The organism is Streptomyces sp. TAA040, from assembly GCF_000424845.1.
The window spans coordinates 1-16,507 of sequence record NZ_KE384254.1 but is presented as its reverse complement, the minus strand read 5'-3'; the positions used below and the strand labels follow the sequence as shown (position 1 = coordinate 16,507).

The following is a 16,507-nucleotide window of genomic DNA, read 5'->3' as shown; positions in this document are numbered from 1 at the left end:
GCGTGGGTCTCTTCGTTTTCGCGTCGGATTCGGTTCTCTTCGCGCTCCGGCGGGCGGAAGGCGCCGAGGCGGCCGATCATCGCGGGAGGTGCGCCGTCCGGGGGCGTCGGGCAACCGTGCCGAAGGGCTCGGTGCCTGCCCGCGGGCCGGATGGGTGTGTCAGTCCGTTGCCTCCGCCTGAAGGAAGAGAACGCCTGTCTGATAACCCTCGGAGCGGGTGGAGAATCGGAAATTCATTCGTTCGGCACCTCGTTCGAGGGCGGGCTTGATGTCGAACACGTCCGAGTCGTATCCGAGCGTGTTCGCATAGGCCGGACTGCGCGCACCTGTGTGCTTGCCATGCGCGGAGATCGTGGAATTCAGCAGGTCGTCCGAGGGGTTCGCCGCGTCCCGCACCCGGTGCGCGGGGCCCGCGTCGGCCTGCACGGTGAGCGAGTCCCCGGTGCTCCCGCGGTCCCCGTTGTAGCCCACCAGGCCGAGGCTGCCCTCGGCCCCGGGGCGGACATCCAGGCCGTCCATGGAGACCCCGAGCGAGCGGCGGCCGGCGTGCAGTGCCTCGAAGCCGTCCCAGACTGCCAGCGTGCGCAGCGGCTCCCGTTCGTCCTCGTACGCGGCGACCAGGGTCCAGCCGCCCCACGCGCCCGCCGCGGAGTGTCCCCTCGCGACGTTCACCTGGGCCACCGTCCAGGAGCCCGAACCACTGCCCCGCACCAGGTCGGTGACGTCGGCGGACGCCTGGAAGGCGTCGGTGCTGCCGGTCGTGCGGTGCCCGACGACGGAGTCCGCGAGCACCTCCCTGTACCGGCCGCCCGGCTCGGCGACCAGCACCCGGCCGTTGTCCGCCGGCGGCTTCTGCTCGCCGACCCGCAGGTTCCCGCCCCAGTACAGCCGCGCCCAGCTCACCTCGGCCCCCTCGGGCATCCGGAGGTCCGCCCGGCTGGAGTTGTAGGTGTTCGAGTCGTCGTCGACATCGACGTAGAACATGTCGAAGTCGCCGTTGACCCCGGCCGACCGGCGCGCGCTTGGGCAGGAGCCCGCGCCGCGCGCGACGGGTTCGCGGCAGGTGATCGAGGAATTTGCCGCACGGACGATTCCGCCGTGTTGGACCGAATGATAACGCTCGCCGAAAACGATGCGTTCCGCTTCGGAGACCGTCGGAGCGGCGGCCGCCGACGGCGCGGTGACGGCCGCCGCCACAGAAACCAGCGTTACCAGGACACTTCGCCCGGCAGATCCCGTTGCCATTCTCATTACTCGCTCTCCGTATTCTTTCGGCCCAGGCAGGGGAGCACCTTGACAGAAAGCCAGTTGGAGATCACGCGAGACGCGCTGGACACACCGAATGATGGCACTGAACGTGCCTGATCCCGCCCCGAGTCGTTCTCCCCGCGGCAATCGTATTCGCCCGCCCGTGTCACCGGGGCGGCCATGAGCCCATCGAGTGACAGGGCGTATCCCTGAACCAATCCGCTCGTTGAGCGTCATGATTCATTCACCCACTGATAAGGAGATTGATGATGAAGCGCATCATCAAGGCCACCACCGTGGCCGCCGCCGGCTGTGCCGTCATGATCGGCGGCGCCGGGTCCGCGCTGGCTACCTCCAGCGGCTCGCACGCGGACGGCATCGCGGCACACTCCCCCGGCGTGCTGAGCGGCAACCTGATCCAGGTCCCGGTCTCGGTGCCGGTCAACCTCTGCGGCAACACCGTGAACGTGGTGGGCCTGCTGAACCCGACCTTCGGCAACACCTGCATCAACAGGTGAGCTGAACGGCGGGGGGTGCGGCCGGTACGCGACCCGGCAGCACCCCCCGCCGTACAGGGCCCGGCCCGCGGCTCAGCCGGGGCGCCTGGCCCGGCTGGGCTGCACCCGGGCGGGCTCGCCGGCCGTCTTGGGATGGTCCGGCGGGTAGGGCAGGTCCTCCAGCCCGTGGTCCCTCGCGTCACGTTCGGCGAGCTCCAGTACCGTGTCCAGCCGGAAGGCGTGCTCCGTCAGGTCGGCGTGCACATCCCCGGCGGCCGCCCAGCGCGCGGGCATGGTGGCGAGATCGAAGTCCTCGGGCCGGGCATCAGCCACCTCGTCCCAGCGAAGCGGGGCGGAGACCTGGGCGCGTGGTCCGGGTCGCACCGAGTAGGCGGAAGCGACCGTCCGGTCGCGCGCGGTCTGGTTGTAGTCCACGAAGATCCGCTCGCCCCGCTCCTCCTTCCACCAGGCCGTGGTCACCCGGTCCGGCGCACGCCGCTCCAGTTCCCGGCCGAGAGCGATCGCCGCCCGCCGCACGTCGACGAACGCCCGCTCCGCGACCAGCGGCACCAGGACGTGCACCCCGCGGCCGCCCGAGGTCTTGGGCCAGCCGCGCAACCCCAGTTCGGCGAGAAGATCGCGCAGTTCGGCGGCCACCCGGGCGGCGTCCGCGTAGTCCGTGCCGGGCTGCGGATCGAGGTCGATGCGCAACTCGTCCGGGTGGTCCAGGGCCCCCGACCGCACCGGCCACGGGTGGAAGGTCAGGCAGCCCAGGTTGGCGGCCCAGACCACCGCCGCGAGTTCGCGCGGGCAGATCTCGTCGGCGTGCCGCCCGCTCGGGAAGGTGATCCGTGCGGTGCCGATCCACTCCGGCAGGTTCCGCGGCGCCCGCTTCTGGTAGAAGGACTCCCCCGTGACGCCGTCCGGGTGGCGCTGCAACGTGGTGGGACGGTCCCACAGCGCGCGCACGATCCCGTCCCCCACGGTCAGGTAGTGGCGGGCCACATCCAGCTTTGTGAAGCCCCGCTCGGGGAAGTACACCTTGTCCGGGTGGGACAGGCGTACCGTCCGCTCCCCGACTGTCAGCTCCAGCGCGTCGGCCATGCCCTCACGGTAGGACGGTCGGCGGCCGCCCGCCGCCCGGCGCGCTCCCGGCAGGCGCGAGCGCGCCCGCCGACGGAGAATCGGGCCATGCAGCTTCCGCTGATGCCGCCCGTCAGACCGATGCTCGCCAAGGCGGCACCGGCCATCCCGCCCGGAATGCACTACGAGGCCAAGTGGGACGGCTTCCGAGCGCTGGTCTTCCGGGACGGCGACGAGGTCGAGCTCGGCAGCCGCTCCGCCAAACCGCTCACCCGCTACTTCCCGGAGCTGGTTCCGGCGCTCCGCTCCGCCCTGCCGCCGCGCTGCGTGGTGGACGGGGAGATCGTGGTCGCGGTCGACGGGCGGCTGGACTTCGACGCGCTCCAGGCGCGGGTGCACCCCGCGGACTCCCGGGTGCGGTCGCTCGCCGACCGCACCCCGGCCGGTTTCGTCGCGTTCGACCTCCTGGCGCTGGAGGACACCGTCCTGCTGGACGTGCCCTTCCGGCAGCGCCGCGAGCTGCTGGCCACCGCGCTCCGGTACGCGCCTCCCCCGGTGCACCTGGCGCCCGCGACCACCGACCGGGAGCTCGCCGAACGCTGGTTCGCGCAGTTCGAGGGGGCGGGACTGGACGGGGTGGTCGCCAAGGGACTCGACCTCCCCTACCGTCCCGATCAGCGCCTGATGACCAAGGTCAAGCACGAGCGCACCGCGGACTGCGTGGTGGCGGGCATCCGTCCGCACAAGAGCGGACCGGTCATCGGCTCGCTGCTGCTGGGCCTGCACGACGAAGCAGGACGGCTCCAGTACGTCGGGGCGTGCTCCTCGTTCACCCAGCGACGGCGCCGGGAGCTGATGGACGAGCTGGCACCGCTGCGCATCGATCCCGGCGCCCCGCAGGGGGCGGCCCACCCCTGGGCCGACTGGCGCAGCGAGGACGCCCACGCGAGTGACCGGCTGCCGGGTGCGCCGAGCCGCTGGTCCGGGACGAAGGACATGGCGTGGCTCGCGCTGCGCCCCGAGCGGGTGTGCGAGGTCGCCTACGACCACATGCAGGGCGACAGGTTCCGGCACACCACCCGCTTCCGCCGGTGGCGCACCGACCGCGCCCCGGGCTCCTGCACCTACGCCCAGCTCGCCGAACCGGTCGGTTACGACCTCGCGGAGGTGCTGGGCACCGGCTCGGCACCGTGAACGCGCAGGACCGCACCCGCGGGGGACACGAGCGGGCCGGTCAGCCGACGGCTTCGGCGGCGGCCCGTCCGGCGGTGCGGCCGGAGAAGATGCAGCCGCCGAGGAAGGTGCCCTCCAGCGAGCGGTAGCCGTGCACCCCGCCACCGCCGAAACCGGCCGCCTCGCCTGCCGCGTAGACGCCGGGCAGCGGATCGCCGCCTGCGGACAGCACGCGCGAGGAGAGGTCCGTCTCCAGGCCGCCGAGCGACTTGCGGGTGAGGATGTTGAGCCGGACGGCCACCAGCGGCCCGGCGGCGGGGTCCAGGATCCGGTGCGGCGGTGCCACCCGCATCAGCTTGTCACCGAGGAACCTGCGGGCCCCGCGTACTGCGGTGACCTGGAGGTCCTTGGTGAACGGGTGGGCGATCTCCCGGTCCCGTGAGGCGATCTCCCGCCGCAGTTCGGCGGCGTCCACGAGCCGGTCGCCGGTCAGTTCGTTCATCCGGCGGGCCAGCGCGGCCACGTCGCGCTCGACGACGAAGTCCGCTCCGCGCTCCATGAAGGCGCGGACCGGCCCCGGCGGACCGGGCCGGACACGCCCCAGCACCTGCTTGACGCTCCGGCCGGTGAGATCCGGGTTCTGCTCCGATCCGGAGAGGGCGAACTCCTTCTCGATGATCCGCTGGTTGAGGACGAACCAGGTGTAGTCGTAGCCGGTCTGCAGGATGTACTCCAGGGTGCCCAGCGCGTCGAAGCCGGGGAAGAGCGGCACCGGCAGCCGCTTGCCGGTGGCGTCGAGCCAGAGCGGGGAGGGCCCGGAGAGGATGCGGATGGCGTGCCCCGGCCAGACCGGGTCCCAGTTCGCCACGCCTTCCGGGTAGTGCCACATCCGGTCCTTGTTGATGTGCCGGGCGCCGGCCTTCTCGGCGATGCCCAGCATCGCCCCGTCCACGTGGGCCGGCACGCCGGTCAGCAGCCGGGCGGGCGGGCTGCCCATCCGCTCCGGCCAGTTGGCCCGGACGAGGTCGTGGTTGCCGCCGATGCCGCCGGTGGTGATCACCAGCGCCTGGGCGCGCAGCGAGAAGCGTCCGGCCACCTCGCGGCTGCTGGGGACGCCGCGCGGGACGTCGCTGGGGGCGAGGACCTCGCCGGTGACGGTGTCCACCGCGCCCGCGGTGCGGCCGAGCCCGGTCACCCGGTGCCGGAAGCGCAGTTCGACCAGGCCTCGGTCGACCGCGGCGGCGACCCGTCGGGCGAAGGGTTCGACCACACCGGGGCCGGTGCCCCAGGTGAGGTGGAATCGGGGCACCGAGTTTCCGTGCCCGGTGGCGTCGTAGCCGCCGCGCTCCGCCCAGCCGACCACCGGGAACAGCCGGAGCCCCTGTTGGTGCAGCCAGGGTCGCTTCTCCCCCGCGGCGAAGTCCACGAACGCCTCCGCCCACCGACGAGGCCAGTGGTCGTCGGCCCGGTCGAATCCCGCGGCGCCCTGCCAGTCCTGCCAGGCCAGATCGAAACTGTCGCGGATGCGCAGCCTCCGCTGCTCGGGCGAGTCGACGAAGAAGAGGCCGCCGAAGGACCAGTGCGCCTGGCCGCCGAGCGACTGCGCGGGTTCCTGATCGAGCAGGACCACCGTGCGCCCGGCGTCGGCCAGCTCGGCCGTGGCGACCAGTCCCGCCAGACCGGCACCGATCACGATGACATCTGCGTCATAGACCATGCCGGAAGGCATACCGGTCGGTAGTCGGGGCGTCAACCGTGCGGACACCGCAGGTGCATCGGGACGGCGTACGGCCCGGCAGGCCGTGGGCGGGTGCGCGGAAGCGGCGGGACGCGGGCGAGGGGCGGGCGAGCGCCGTCCGCCGGCACTCGCTAGGCTCTGATCATGATCGGACGTCTCATCGAGGCGGTACGTCTGTGGTTCGCGCCGCAGCGGGTGAGAGCGGAGGGCAGCACCCCGGACTACCGGTTCTCCCTCGCCAACGAGCGCACCTTCCTCGCCTGGATCCGCACTGCGCTGGCCCTGGTCGCCGGCGGGCTCGCGGTCGACCAGTTCCTCACGGGTCTCGACCGGGCCCCGCGGACGGCCGTCGCCGTCGCGCTGCTGCTCGGCGGCGCGGTGTGCGCGGTGCGCGCGGTGAACCACTGGGTGCGCTGCGAGCGGGCGATGCGGCGGGGCGAGGACCTGCCCGAGTCCCGCTTCCCCGCCCTGCTCGCCGCGGGGACGAGCCTCGCCGCGCTGCTGGTCGCCGCGGCGGTACTGGTCGGCCGAGTCTCCGGGTGAGCGCCGTCAGGGATCCGGGGGTCCAGCCGGAGCGGACCCGGCTCGCCTGGCGCCGTACCACCTTGGCCGCCACGGTGGCGGCGCTGCTGGCCGCCCGGCAGCTGGTGCTCTCTGGCCTGGGCCCGGCGGGTGCCGCGGTCGGGGCGGTGCCCGCTCTCGCCCTGCTGGCGCTGCTGCTCACCGCGCGCCGACGCAGCCGGTCGCTGGGGGTGCGCCGCCCGGCGACGCTGTCCACGACCTCCGCGGCGGTGACCGCCGGCTGCACCCTGCTGCTGGTGGCGGTCGGCCTGGCGCTGCTGGTCCTGGGCCGCTGAGCACGGGCGCCTGTCGCCGACCACCGGCCCTTCCTCGTCGACCTGCTCGTCGACGCGGACGTCCAGGTCTCCCGGGGAGCCCTCGCCACCCCGCCGGGGAACTGGCACAGCTCAGGGCCGTCCCACCACCCCGCTGAGCGAGGCCGCGGCCCAGGCACTGCCGCACTGACCGCGCCCGGTCGCCTCCGGCCCGGACGGGAACCGCACGATCGAGGGGACACTGCCCCTGGACGTCATACCGACTAGTCGGCATGATCGGTGACGGTCCCGTCCGTTCCGGCTGGAGGAACACGATGAGCAACGACAATCCGCCCGGTCTCGATCCGGAACGGCTGCGCGCGCACCTCGACCGGGAGCGGCCCGGGCTCGTCGCGGGGCCCCTGCGCGCGACCCTGATCGAGGGCGGGCGGTCGAACCTCACCTACCGGGTGGAGGACGGCTCCTCCGCGTGGGTGGTGCGCCGCCCGCCCCTGGGCCACGTACTCGCCACCGCGCACGACATGGCCCGCGAGCACCGGGTGATCAGTGCCCTGGGACCGACGGACGTCCCGGTGCCCGGCACCGTGCTGCTGTGCGAGGACCCCGAGGTGCTCGGCGCGCCGTTCTACGTCATGGAGCTGATGCCCGGAACCCCGTACCGCACCGCGGAGCAGTTGGCAGCCCTCGGCCCGGTGCGCACCCGGGACGTGGTGCTGGCCCTGCCGGACGTGCTGGTGGCGCTGCACGCCGTCGACCCGGCCGCCGTGGGGCTCGGCGACTTCGGACGGCCGGAGGGCTTCCTGGAACGTCAGATGCGCCGCTGGGGCAAGCAGCTCGCGGCCTCGCGCAGCCGGGAGCTGCCCGGCATGGACGAGTTGCAGGCCGCCCTGCTCGCGGGGGTGCCGCAGTCCCCGCCGCCGACCGTGGTGCACGGCGACTTCCGGCTGGACAACGTGCTCGTCACCGGGGACGGCCGGATCTCCGCAGTCCTGGACTGGGAGATGTCCACCCTGGGCGACCCGCTGACGGACCTCGGCCTGCTGGCCATGTACAGCCGTCAGCGGGACGTGCCGGGCACACCGATCAGCTCCACCCGGGACGCCCCCGGACACCCGGCGACCGAGGAGCTGATCGAGCACTACGCCGCGGGTTCCGGACGGGACGTCTCCCGGATCGCCTGGTACACCGCGTTCGCCTACTTCAAGCTCGCGGTGATCTGCGAGGGGATCCACTACCGCTTCACCCTCGGACGGACCGTCGGCGCCGGCTTCGACCGGATCGGCGCCCTGGTGCCGGTGCTCACCGACCAAGGCCTCACCACTCTGCAGAAGGGCTGATACCGCGATGGACTTCGCACGGGACGACCGCACCGAGGAACTCCGCACGCGCCTGCTGGCCTTCATGGAGGAGCACGTGCACCCGGCCGAGCGGGTCGCCGGGGAGCAGCGCGCCGCTCAGGAGTCGCCCTGGCTGACGCCGGCGGTGGTCACCGGTCTGAAGACGGAGGCCAGGCGGCAGGGGCTGTGGAACCTGTTCCTGCCGGACCGCACCTACGGTGCCGGACTCACCAACCTCCAGTACGCCCCGCTCGCCGAGATCACCGGCCGAAGTCCGCAGTTGGCCCCCACCGCACTGAACTGCGCGGCACCGGACACCGGGAACATGGAGCTGCTGACCGAGTTCGGCGATCCGGAGCAGCGCCGGCACTGGCTGGAGCCGCTGCTGACCGGCGAGATCCGCTCCGCCTTCGCGATGACCGAACCCGAGGTGGCGTCCTCCGACGCGCGCAACATCGAGACGCGCATCACCCGCGACGGCGACGAACTCGTGATCGACGGGCTGAAGTGGTACATCTCCGGGGCGATGAACCCGGATTGCCGGATCTTCATCGTGATGGGCAAGACCTCGCCGGACGAGCCCGATCCGCGACGCCAGCAGTCCATGGTGCTGGTGCCCAGGGACAGCCCGGGCGTGCGGGTGACACGGGCGATGCGGGTGTACGGCTACGAGGACCACCAGCACGGCGGGCACGCGGAGGTCCGCTTCGACGGCGTCCGGGTGCCGGCGGCGAACCTGATCGGCGAGGAGGGCAGCGGATTCGCCATCGCCCAGGCCCGGTTGGGCCCCGGACGGATTCACCACTGCATGCGCCTGATCGGGATGGCGGAGCGCGCCGTGGAACTGATGTGCCGCCGGGCGCTGGACCGGTCCGCCTTCGGCAAGCCGCTCGCCCGGCAGGGCGTGGTGCAGGAGTGGATCGCCGACGCACGCGTCGCGATCGAGCAGTTGCGCCTGCTGGTGCTCAAGACGGCCTGGTTGATGGACACCGTGGGCAACCGCGGTGCACACACCGAGATCCAGGCGATCAAGATCGCGGTGCCGCGGACGGTGGTGGGCATCCTGGACCGGGCCGTGCAGCTGCACGGCGCGGGCGGGGTGAGCCAGGACTACCCGCTGGCGGAGCTGTGGGCCTCGGCCCGCACCCTCCAGCTCGCGGACGGGCCGGACGAGGTGCACCAGCGGTCGCTGGCCCGCCGCGAGCTGAGGAAGTACGAGGGGCCCGCTTCCTGACGGGTCCGGAGCCGGCCCCGGGGGCCGCCGCACCACGTGGCGCGGCGGCCCCCGGCCCGTTCCGCGGGTCGGCCGGTCAGCCTGCGGCCGACCCGCCCTCCACGTCACCCGTACCACCGGGGAGCACGACGACCCGCCCGGTGGTGACGCCGTCGTAGACCCGCTGCACGGCCGAGGCGGCCTCGTCGAGGCTCACTCGCTCGCTGATCAGCGGCTTGATCGCGCCGCTCGCGGCGAGCGCCGTCAGCTCCGTGTGGCAGTCGCGCACCGCCTGCGGGTCCTTGCGCTGGTAGAGGCCCCAGTGGAGCCCGAGTATCGAGTAGTTCTTCACCAGCACGTGGTTGAGCCCCGGGGTGGGAACGGCGCCACTCGCGAAGCCGACCACCACGATGCGCCCCTCGAAGGCCACGCACTTGACCGACTTGGCGTAGGCGTCGCCACCGACCGGGTCGTAGACCACGTCGGCGCCCCGGCCGTCGGTCGCGTCCTTGACGGCCGCCACGAGGTCGTCCGTGCGGCGATCGACCACCAGGTCGCAGCCGAGCTTCCGCGCGGCCTCCGCCTTGGCCTCGCCGCCGACCACACCGATGACCCTCGCGCCCGCGGCCTTGCCGAGCTGAACGGCCGCGCTGCCCACGCCGCCCGCTGCGGCGTGCACGAGCAGGGTCTCCCCCGCCCGGATCCGCGCCCTGCGGTGCAGCCCGAACCAACCGGTCTGGTAGCCGATGTACAGCGCCGCGGCCTCCGCGTCGTCCAGCGACTCGGGAGCCGGCAGGGCGGTGTCCGCGGTGACCACCGTCCGTTCCGCGAAGGCGCCGCTCGGCAGCACAGGTTGCGCCACCACCCGCGTCCCGGCCTCGGCACCCTCACCGGCCAGCACCACGCCGCACAGCTCCACCCCCGGGGTGAAGGGCAGCGGCGGCCGCACCTGGTAACGGCCCAGGCACAGCAGGGCGTCGGGGAAGTTGATGTTCGCGGCCCGCACCTCGACCAGCAGTTCGCCGGGCCCCGGTTCGGGCTCGGGGACGTCCTGGAGCCGCATCACCTTGCCGGGCTCGCCGGTCTCGTGAACTCGCCATGCCTTCATAGGTTCCTCACCCGGTCTCGCTCGTCGCTCTGCCTTTCCGGCCGGAACGCCGGACTGCCGGACTCCCGTACCGCCCGCTGCCTCCGTGCCGGCCCACCACCCTCTCTCACGGCCGCAGCGCGCGCAGCAGCAGATCCGCGAGTTGGTCCGCGAGTTCCCGTGCGCCGAGTGGGCCGTCGGGGCGGTACCAGGTGCCGAGGTGGTGGACCGAACCGAAGTGGTAGTCCACCACGAGGTCGGCGGACGGCACGGAGCTGAACACGCCGGACTGCTGCCCTTCCTCCACCAGGGCGCGGAACCGCTCGTGGTAGCGCCGACGCTGGGCCCGTACCTGCTGCTGCTTCTCCGGCCCGAGGTGGTGCATCGAACGGAAGAAGATCACCGCGTCGTCGAGGTTCTCCACCGAGGTGACGATCACGTCGGCGGCGGCGGCGCGCAACCGCTCCTCGACGGGCCCGCCGGAGTCGGCGCACGCGTCCAGCCGCTCCTGCTGGAGGCGCAGCAGGCGCGAGTAGACCTCGTACAGCAGGTCGTCCTTGGAGCCGAAGTAGTGGTAGAGCGCGCCCTTGGTCACGCCGGCCGCCTCCACGATCTCCTGGACGGAGGTGCGGTCGAAGCCGCGGTCCGCGAAGAGCCGGGTGGCGGTGGCGAGGAGCCGCTGCGGAACCGGCAGCGGCCCGGCGGGCGCGCTGCCGCCGTCCGCACCGGCGTCGCCTGTCTTCTCCACGCTGTGGACCCTTCTCCTCGCGAACTGCCCGGGAAGCGCAGACTAACCGGTCGGTATGTGTCGGGGAAAGGCGGTGACGAGAGTGGATCCGATTCGGCCCCGGCTACGTCACATCGACGATGAGACGAGGTTCGCCCCATCGGAGGTGCATCACCTTGGCCGGTTTCAGAGCACTCGCCGCGCAGGTGCGCGACGTCGACCGCACGCCGTCCCAGCGGCGCCAGGCCCTGCGCAAGTGCCTCGAGCGCTTTGCTCCCTATGGGCACCGCGCGACCTGGCACCACCTGTGCGAGCGGGCGGGCATCGCCCCGGAGGACCGGGCGCCCGATCCGGCGCTGCTGGTCGCCGCGCTGGAGGAGTTGGAGGAGGCCCGCGACGTCTGGCTCGACTACGAGCGGGAGTTCGCGCGCCGCCGGCGGCGGCAGAAGTGCGTGGGAATCCGGCAGCCCACGGCCCTGGACGACTGGCACCGCCGCACCTGGGGCGGCCGGGCACTGCTGCCCACCGAGAACCCGTCCGACCCGCCGCCCGGGCCGCTCGCCCTGGTGCTGCGACGGCTGATCTCGGCGATGGACGCGGCCGACGGCGAGGGCATGCGCGCGGTGGTGGCAGTGCGCTGAGCAGCGCGCCGGGCGGCCGAGCACCGCGCACCGGGAGGCGGCGGGCCCCCGCCCGCGCGCACGGGCTCCCGAAACGGGTGGCGCGTCGGCGGGTCCGGCGCGTTGACAGCCGGCGGCGCACCCCCCAGCATGCCGAGCAAGCGCTTGTTCTGTTCGAATGGGAGGCAGTGGCGATGACGGAACCCCGGGTGTTCTCCTCGGTGGACGAACTGCGGACGGCGGTGGGCGAGGAACTGGGCCCCGGCGACTGGCTGGAGGTCGACCAGCGGCGGATCGACCTGTTCGCGGAGGCGACCGGCGACCACCAGTGGATTCACGTCGACCCGCAGCGCGCCGAGCAGGGCCCGTTCGGCACGACCATCGCCCACGGATACCTCACCCTTTCGCTGCTGCCCGTCCTCGTGCCGCAGGTCCTCCAGGTGCGGGGGGTGGCCATGGGCGTCAACTACGGCACCAACAAGGTGCGGTTTCCCGCCCCGGTACCGGTCGGCTCCCGGGTGCGGGCCCGCGTACGGGTCGCCGAGGTCGCCGAGGTCGACGGCGACGGCGTGCAGCTCACCCTCCGGGTGACGGTGGAGCGGGAGGGCGGCGACAAGCCGGTCTGCGTCGCGGAGAGCGTCAGCCGCTACTACCGATGAGCTCCTCCGGCGGCTGCGCGCCGACCATGCGCAGGGCGAGACCGGCGTAGAAGGCCCCGATCTCGTCGGGCGTGCGGCGGCCCTCCGGGCTGAACCACCGGGCGACGTCGATGCAGAGCGAAAGCAGGGCGAGCGCGGTGGCGCGCACGTCCGAGACGGTGAACTCGCCGGAGGCGACCCCGCCCGCGAGCACCTCGCGCATGATCTCCTCGCTGCGGCGGCGCAGCACGGCGATCTCCGCGTAGTGCTCCTCGGCCAGCGCGCTGAGTTCGTACTGCACCACCCGTGCCGTGGTGTGCTGCTCGGCGTGCCAGCGGACGAAGGTGCGCACCGCGGCGGCCAGCCGTTCCGCCGCGGTGCCCCCGCGACCTGCGGCCTCCCCGAGGATGCGGACCGAACGCTCGTGGCCGACCCGGCTGATCTGGTGGAGCAGGTCCTCCTTGGTCCGGTAGTGGATGTAGAGGGCGGCCGGGCTCATCCCCGCCCGCCCGGCGATGTCCCGGGTGGTGGTGGCGTGGAACCCGCGCTCGGCGAAGGCGGCGACCGCCGCGAGGAGCAACCGCCTCGCGGCCTCCGGGGCCACGCCCCGGAAGGAGTCGTCCCCCTCGCGCACGGGGTCGTCCCCGGTGTCCGTCTCGGCTGCTTCCGCCGCCATGGTGCTCGCCCCGCTTCCGTCGGCCGGGCGAACACCATACAACGAGCTCTGAGCAGCCGCTTAGGCCCGTTTCGCCCGCGTGGCACGGGTGCGCCGACCCCGACCCGGCAACGGACAGGCCCGGAAACCTGCCGACCACTGCACCTCTCTGCCGCTCCCCACCGCTGACAGGATGCCGACATGACGGTGGAACGCGGGCCGGCCTGCCGCCCCAGGGTGGCGACGCACGCAGGAAACCGCCACGGAGCCGGGCAAGCCCAAGGCCCACGATCGTCAGGTCGGCTGCCTCAGCGCACCGACTCCCCGGCCGCCCAGGTCGTTGAGCGCCACGCGTCGTCCCATCATTGCGAGAAGCAGTGAAAGCGCAGGTCCGGTCACTTCCAGACCATCGCCAATCGACACATCGGCATCGGTCGCCGTGAGGCGGAGAGGGGCCACGAGTTCCTTAGCGCCGCCGAAAGACGCCGGGATGCGAGCCTGCAAGCGAAGCGCCCCGACGACGGCATCCCGGGGGTAGCGGCGGGTGAGTCCCAACGGGCGGCGGATGTCCTCACCGTGGACGACCTCCTCGACGATCCGGCTGTCGAGGGGCGCCGGAGGGGTCGACTTCCGCGAGGCCACCTGACGAAGCCGCGCCAACGTCTCCAGCGGTGAGGCACCGTGCTCGCGCGCCACACCGTGAGCGTTCTGGCGGTGGAAGTCGAACCGTGCCCGGGCGAGGCCGACCACGAAACCGAGACGCGTCGTGCGAGCTGAGTCGACCAGGTGGGCAGCGACGTCATGGACCGTCCACTCCTCGCAAAGTGACGGCTGCTCCCACTGCTTGTCACTGAGACTCTCAAGGTCGTGGATCAGCGCCGCACGCTCCGCGTGCACGAGCGGCCAGACATCCCTGGCACGCTCCGGATTTCCCATGGCCATCGTCTCTCCTCGATGATCGGCTTGTTGCCCTCGAAGAGACACAGACTCACGGTCGCCGCAGAACTCATCGCGAAGAGCACTCCTCCACCTGCGCCACCGTGTCCCTCGCCGCCTCCCGCCTGATCTCCACAGGATCGTGCCACGGCGGCCGACACGCACCTCAGCCGTCAGAACCGTCGGTCGAAACGGGCGCTCAGAAGGCCGAGACGCCGGTCAGCGAGCGGCCGATGAGCAGCCGCTGGATCTGGCTGGTGCCCTCGTACAGGGTCATCACCCGTGCGTCCCGCAGCAGTTTGCCGACCGGGAACTCGTCCGTGTACCCGTAGCCGCCGAAGACCTGGACGGCGCGGTCGGCGGAGCGCACGGCAGCCTCGGAGGCGAACAGCTTCGCGACCGACGACTCGGTGGTGAACGGGATTCCGCGGTCGACGTGGTCGGCGACCTGCCAGGTGAGCAGGCGGGCCGCGGACACGTCCACCGCGATGTCGGAGAGGAGTTCCTGCACCGACTGGTCGCGGGCGATGGGCCCTCCGAACTGCTCCCGCTGGCCCGCGTACCCCACGGCGGCGTCCAGGGCGGCCTGGGCGAGTCCGACGCAGCCGGCGGCCACCGACATCCGGCCCTTGGCCAGGGCCGACATGGCCACCGAGAAGCCCTTGCCCTCCGGGCCGAGGCGGGCCGCGTCCGGCACCCGCACCCCGTCGAGCAGCAGTTCGGCGGTGGCCTGGCCGCGCAGTCCGAGCTTGCCGTGGATCTCCCGCCGCTCCAGCACCGGGGAGTCGGTGGGCACCAGGAAGGCGGAGACGCCCCGGTGGCCGGACTCCTCGCCGCTGCGGGCGAAGAGCAGCACCACATCGGCCCAGGTGCCGTTGGTGATGAACGTCTTCGAGCCGTCGAGGACCCAGTCGTCCCCGTCGCGGCGTGCCCTGGTGGTCAGGTTCGCCGCGTCGGACCCGGTGCCGGGCTCGGTGAGCCCGAAGCATCCCAGCGCCTCGCCGGAGCAGAGCGCGGGCAGCCAGCGCCGGCGCTGCTCCGGGCTGCCCCAGGCGGCGATGCTCTTGGCCACCAGCCCCAGCGAGACGGACAGCATGCCACACCCCGCCGAGTCGCCCCGGCCGAGCTCCTCGGTGACCAGGCAGCACGTCAGGTGGTCGCCGCCCGAGCCGCCCTCCTCCTCCGGCACGGTGAGCCCGAGGAAGCCGAGGTCTCCGAGCCGGCCGACGATCTTCCGGTCGACCGCGGTGGAACCGGTGAAGGAGACCATGTCGACGCCCTCGTGCGCCGCGAGCGCGGCACCGGCCTCCGCGCCGAGACCGGTCACCAGGTCGAACACCCCGGCGGGGAAGCCGGCTTCGTGCACCGCCTCGGCGAACAACTGCGCCACCAGCGGGGTGTCCTCGGCGGGCTTGAGCACCACGGTGCAACCGGCGGCGAGGGCCGCCGCGACCTTGGCGACGATCTGGTGCAGCGGGTAGTTCCACGGTGTGACGGCCCCGACCACGCCGACCGGCTCGTGGAGCACCCGGGAGTTACCGATGCGCTCCTCGAACGCGTGGTCGGCCGCGAGTGCGGCGTACGAACCGGCCACCGCGATCGGCACGTCCGTGTGCACCGCCCGGGCGATCCGCAGCGGCGCACCGAGCTCGGAGCAGACCGTGTCGGCGATCTCCTCCCGCCTGCGGGTCAGGCCGTCACGGAGCGCGGCGAGCCGGGCGGCGCGGTCCGCCGGGGCGGTCGCGGCCCAGCCGGGCAGCGCCGTCCGGGCGGCCCGGACGGCGGCGTCCACGTCCTGCGCGGTACCGGCCGGGACCCGGCCGATCACCTGCTCGTCGGCCGGGTTGCGGACCTCGATGGTCGCGGTGCCGGCTGCCGGGCGCCAGTCACCGCCGATGTACACAGCCTCATGTCCCTGCATCCACCCGAACTAGCGCCGCTAGACGAGTCTTTCCGAATACGGTCAGTGGTCGTAGGCGGTCAGTGAGCGGCTGACCGCCTGGCCGGTCTGGAAGTTGTGCCAGACCGCGGCGGCCAGGGCCAGCACGCGCTGAGCGACGCGGACAGCGACGCCCTCGACGGTGCGTCCGCCGTGTTGTTCCAGGTCGAGCTGGCCCTTGAGGGTGTCGTTCACGGACTCGATCAGCTGACGGACCTTCTTGAGCATCGGCTCCCCAGGCCGCAGGATCTCCTTCTTCCGTGACGGCCGCAGCAGCGTGATGCCGTGTTCGGACAGTGACCGCTCGAAGGGTTTCGAGGCGAAGCCCTTGTCGCTGATCAGCAGCAGGCCCTGCCGCTCGCGCACCACTTCGGCATCGGCCTCCAGCATCGCGGCCAGCACCTCGCGCTCGCCGAGCTTGGGGTCGGCCAGCGCCCACAGGATCGGCATCCCGGCCGGGGTACACACCAGGTACAGCCGCAGCCCCCAGAAGAACCGCGAATGCGACGCGCAGTAGCCGTAGTTCGCCCAGCCTGCCAGTTCCGAGCGCTTGACCGTGGGGCGGGACATCCCGCACGGCACCGGGGTCGAGTCCGTGATCCACACCGTGTCGTGCCAGAAGTCGGTATCCCTGGCGAGCACCCGTATCACGCGTTTGATCTGCGGAAGTGCGGCACGCAGCCGCTTGTTGTAGCCGGCGTCCTGCGGGACGAAGGGAAACATGTCCTGCAGGTGTGCGCGCACGTACCGCAGCCAGCGGGCTTCGCAGTGATGGCCGAG

The 16,507-nt window shown here is 72.5% G+C and carries 17 protein-coding genes; 8 read left to right on the top strand and 9 right to left on the bottom strand.

What is annotated here, in order from left to right; translation table 11 throughout:
- Positions 1-159 precede the first annotated feature (159 nt).
- Positions 160-984 carry a DUF3344 domain-containing protein gene (locus H300_RS0121825; protein WP_486584002.1) on the bottom strand — a complete coding sequence of 275 codons (825 nt, stop codon included), beginning with the start codon at positions 982-984 and terminating at the stop codon, positions 160-162.
- A 530-nt stretch (positions 985-1,514) separates the two neighbouring features.
- On the opposite strand from H300_RS0121825, the gene H300_RS0121820 reads away from it, so the two are divergent.
- Positions 1,515-1,766, top strand: coding sequence for a chaplin (locus tag H300_RS0121820; protein WP_486584001.1), 252 nt, complete (start codon positions 1,515-1,517; stop codon positions 1,764-1,766).
- 72 nt (positions 1,767-1,838) lie between these two features.
- On the opposite strand, the gene ligD is transcribed toward H300_RS0121820, so the two are convergent.
- A complete protein-coding gene (gene ligD, locus H300_RS0121815) occupies positions 1,839-2,849 on the bottom strand; it encodes a non-homologous end-joining DNA ligase (protein WP_028429070.1) in 1,011 nt (336 codons plus the stop codon).
- An 87-nt stretch (positions 2,850-2,936) separates the two neighbouring features.
- On the opposite strand from ligD, the gene H300_RS0121810 reads away from it, so the two are divergent.
- Positions 2,937-4,022, top strand: a complete 1,086-nt coding sequence (locus H300_RS0121810; RefSeq protein WP_028429069.1) for an ATP-dependent DNA ligase — start codon at positions 2,937-2,939, stop codon at positions 4,020-4,022.
- Positions 4,023-4,062: 40 nt separating this feature from the next.
- Here the strand turns inward: H300_RS0121810 and H300_RS0121805 are convergent, their stop codons facing one another.
- Positions 4,063-5,718, bottom strand: coding sequence for an FAD-binding dehydrogenase (locus H300_RS0121805; protein WP_028429068.1), 1,656 nt, complete (start codon positions 5,716-5,718; stop codon positions 4,063-4,065).
- A 165-nt stretch (positions 5,719-5,883) separates the two neighbouring features.
- On the opposite strand from H300_RS0121805, the gene H300_RS0121800 reads away from it, so the two are divergent.
- The 4 genes from H300_RS0121800 to H300_RS0121785 all read left to right on the top strand — a co-directional run bounded on the left by H300_RS0121800 (position 5,884) and on the right by H300_RS0121785 (position 9,146).
- Complete coding sequence (locus H300_RS0121800) at positions 5,884-6,282, top strand: DUF202 domain-containing protein (RefSeq protein WP_028429067.1); 399 nt, start codon at positions 5,884-5,886, stop codon at positions 6,280-6,282.
- Positions 6,279-6,596 carry a DUF202 domain-containing protein gene (locus H300_RS0121795; protein WP_028429066.1) on the top strand — a complete coding sequence of 106 codons (318 nt, stop codon included), beginning with the start codon at positions 6,279-6,281 and terminating at the stop codon, positions 6,594-6,596. The genes H300_RS0121800 and H300_RS0121795 overlap by 4 nt, the downstream gene beginning before the upstream one ends.
- Before the next feature lie 293 nt (positions 6,597-6,889).
- Complete coding sequence (locus tag H300_RS0121790; RefSeq protein ID WP_028429065.1) at positions 6,890-7,912, top strand: phosphotransferase family protein; 1,023 nt, start codon at positions 6,890-6,892, stop codon at positions 7,910-7,912.
- A gap of 7 nt (positions 7,913-7,919) precedes the next feature.
- The gene (locus tag H300_RS0121785; RefSeq protein ID WP_028429064.1) at positions 7,920-9,146 is read left to right on the top strand and encodes an acyl-CoA dehydrogenase family protein; all 1,227 of its coding nucleotides are present in this window, start codon (positions 7,920-7,922) and stop codon (positions 9,144-9,146) included.
- 76 nt (positions 9,147-9,222) lie between these two features.
- On the opposite strand, the gene H300_RS0121780 is transcribed toward H300_RS0121785, so the two are convergent.
- On the bottom strand, positions 9,223-10,233 hold the full coding sequence (locus H300_RS0121780; protein WP_028429063.1) for an NADPH:quinone oxidoreductase family protein: 1,011 nt from the start codon (positions 10,231-10,233) through the stop codon (positions 9,223-9,225).
- A 106-nt stretch (positions 10,234-10,339) separates the two neighbouring features.
- Positions 10,340-10,906 (bottom strand): TetR-type transcription factor C-terminal domain-containing protein, encoded by a 567-nt coding sequence (locus tag H300_RS0121775; RefSeq protein ID WP_028429062.1) that lies wholly within the window; start codon positions 10,904-10,906, stop codon positions 10,340-10,342.
- Positions 10,907-11,115: 209 nt separating this feature from the next.
- On the opposite strand from H300_RS0121775, the gene H300_RS28615 reads away from it, so the two are divergent.
- Entirely contained in the window at positions 11,116-11,580 is a 465-nt protein-coding gene (locus tag H300_RS28615; protein WP_051270282.1) for a hypothetical protein, read from the top strand.
- 173 nt (positions 11,581-11,753) lie between these two features.
- Positions 11,754-12,218 (top strand): MaoC family dehydratase, encoded by a 465-nt coding sequence (locus tag H300_RS0121765; RefSeq protein WP_028429061.1) that lies wholly within the window; start codon positions 11,754-11,756, stop codon positions 12,216-12,218.
- Here H300_RS0121765 and H300_RS0121760 read toward each other — a convergent pair.
- The 4 genes from H300_RS0121760 to H300_RS0121745 all read right to left on the bottom strand — a co-directional run.
- Entirely contained in the window at positions 12,199-12,873 is a 675-nt protein-coding gene (locus tag H300_RS0121760; RefSeq protein WP_037981541.1) for a TetR-type transcription factor C-terminal domain-containing protein, read from the bottom strand. The two genes, H300_RS0121765 and H300_RS0121760, sit on opposite strands and share 20 nt — an antisense overlap.
- 273 nt (positions 12,874-13,146) lie before the next feature.
- Positions 13,147-13,794 carry a maleylpyruvate isomerase family mycothiol-dependent enzyme gene (locus H300_RS0121755; RefSeq protein WP_028429059.1) on the bottom strand — a complete coding sequence of 216 codons (648 nt, stop codon included), beginning with the start codon at positions 13,792-13,794 and terminating at the stop codon, positions 13,147-13,149.
- A gap of 193 nt (positions 13,795-13,987) precedes the next feature.
- Positions 13,988-15,709 (bottom strand): aldehyde dehydrogenase family protein, encoded by a 1,722-nt coding sequence (locus H300_RS28610; RefSeq protein WP_078516223.1) that lies wholly within the window; start codon positions 15,707-15,709, stop codon positions 13,988-13,990.
- Between the two features lie 42 nt (positions 15,710-15,751).
- Positions 15,752-16,507: IS982 family transposase (locus H300_RS0121745; RefSeq protein ID WP_028429058.1), on the bottom strand; the 756-nt coding region annotated here is incomplete at its 5' end.

Bases quoted from the DNA above. Each gene is read 5' to 3' on its own strand.
- H300_RS0121825 (WP_486584002.1), bottom strand. From the start codon at position 984: ATGTTCTACGTCGATGTCGACGACGACTCGAACACCTACAACTCCAGC.
- H300_RS0121820 (WP_486584001.1), top strand. From the start codon at position 1,515: ATGATGAAGCGCATCATCAAGGCCACCACCGTGGCCGCCGCCGGCTGT.
- ligD (WP_028429070.1), bottom strand. From the start codon at position 2,849: ATGGCCGACGCGCTGGAGCTGACAGTCGGGGAGCGGACGGTACGCCTG.
- H300_RS0121810 (WP_028429069.1), top strand. From the start codon at position 2,937: ATGCAGCTTCCGCTGATGCCGCCCGTCAGACCGATGCTCGCCAAGGCG.
- H300_RS0121805 (WP_028429068.1), bottom strand. From the start codon at position 5,718: ATGGTCTATGACGCAGATGTCATCGTGATCGGTGCCGGTCTGGCGGGA.
- H300_RS0121800 (WP_028429067.1), top strand. From the start codon at position 5,884: ATGATCGGACGTCTCATCGAGGCGGTACGTCTGTGGTTCGCGCCGCAG.
- H300_RS0121790 (WP_028429065.1), top strand. From the start codon at position 6,890: ATGAGCAACGACAATCCGCCCGGTCTCGATCCGGAACGGCTGCGCGCG.
- H300_RS0121785 (WP_028429064.1), top strand. From the start codon at position 7,920: ATGGACTTCGCACGGGACGACCGCACCGAGGAACTCCGCACGCGCCTG.
- H300_RS0121780 (WP_028429063.1), bottom strand. From the start codon at position 10,233: ATGAAGGCATGGCGAGTTCACGAGACCGGCGAGCCCGGCAAGGTGATG.
- H300_RS0121765 (WP_028429061.1), top strand. From the start codon at position 11,754: ATGACGGAACCCCGGGTGTTCTCCTCGGTGGACGAACTGCGGACGGCG.
- H300_RS0121760 (WP_037981541.1), bottom strand. From the start codon at position 12,873: ATGGCGGCGGAAGCAGCCGAGACGGACACCGGGGACGACCCCGTGCGC.
- H300_RS0121755 (WP_028429059.1), bottom strand. From the start codon at position 13,794: ATGGCCATGGGAAATCCGGAGCGTGCCAGGGATGTCTGGCCGCTCGTG.
- H300_RS28610 (WP_078516223.1), bottom strand. From the start codon at position 15,709: ATGCAGGGACATGAGGCTGTGTACATCGGCGGTGACTGGCGCCCGGCA.